The 1,165-nt window shown below is 47.6% G+C and carries 1 protein-coding gene; it reads left to right on the top strand.

Going from position 1 to position 1,165, the window contains the following annotated elements:
- Positions 1-95: 95 nt before the first annotated feature.
- Positions 96-1,165 (top strand): ISAs1 family transposase (locus UF06_RS06475; protein WP_045569716.1); only part of this gene is annotated, 1,070 nt, incomplete at its 3' end.

The raw sequence follows: 1,165 nt of genomic DNA on the forward strand, positions 1-1,165 counted from the left end.
CAGGGCAAGATCATGAACATTTCTTGTACAACGCAAGGTTAAATTTGACCTGAAGCACGGTCTGTGATCTTATGCTCTTCTTTTGGGGAGCGACCATGAATATTAATACCATCAAAGCGCATTTCAGTATCATCCGTGACAAACGGCAAAGTGCAAAAGTTGATTATCCTCTGTTTGATATTTTGTTTGGGTCTATCTGTGCCGTGATAGCCGGAGGTCAAGGCTGGACTGACATTCGTGAATATGTTCTTGGCCACCATGAGTGGTTTCTTAAACAGGGGCTGTTTGAAAACGGTGTGCCTGTCGACGATACCTTTGCTCGTTTGATTGCAAATATTGATCCTGCCGAGTTTCGCGACTGCTTCCTGGGTTGGATGAATGCGGTACATACCATGACGTTTGGTGAGGTGGTTGCCATTGATGGCAAGACTTTGCGCGGCTCCTACGATAGAGACGACAGGCAAAGCACCATCCATATGGTGAGCGCCTATGCAAGTGCTAACCAAATGGTACTGGGTCAACTCAAAACCAACAATAAAAGCAATGAAATTACCGCGATTCCAGAGCTTATTAAGATGCTCGACTTGCGAGGAGCTATCGTGACGATTGATGCGATGGCCTGCCAGACCAAGATTGCCAAGGCGATCACTAGCAAGGGCGGTGATTACTTGTTGGCAGTAAAGGGGAATCAAGGCAAGTTGTCGGCAGCCATACAGACAGCCTTCGCCCCACACCGCCGTGCCCCAATTGACAAAACCACCTATCAAATCGAGAAACAAAAAGGCCGCGTTGAAGCACGTACTTGCCATGTACTCAAGGCTAGTGAGTTAGAGGGTGACTTCTCAACGTGGAGCGGACTCGCCAGTATTGTCATGGTTGAAAATTACCGAGTAGCCAAAGGTAAAGCGCCAAAGTTGGAGTACCGCTACTACATAAGTTCAGCAGACCTGACCGCGGAGCAGGCAGGAAATGCCATTCGAGCCCACTGGGGCATAGAGTCAATGCACTGGATTTTAGATGTGAGCATGCGAGAAGACGCTTGTCAGATTTACCGACAAAACGCGGCTGAAAATTTGGCAGGTTTAAGACACATGGCACTTAACATGCTAAGAGCTGAGCCAAGCAAAATTAGTGTGCCAATGAAGCAGAAACGTTGCATGATGAA

Origin of the sequence: Vibrio sp. S234-5, from assembly GCF_000960595.1 — a bacterium.
Lineage (GTDB): Bacteria > Pseudomonadota > Gammaproteobacteria > Enterobacterales > Vibrionaceae > Vibrio.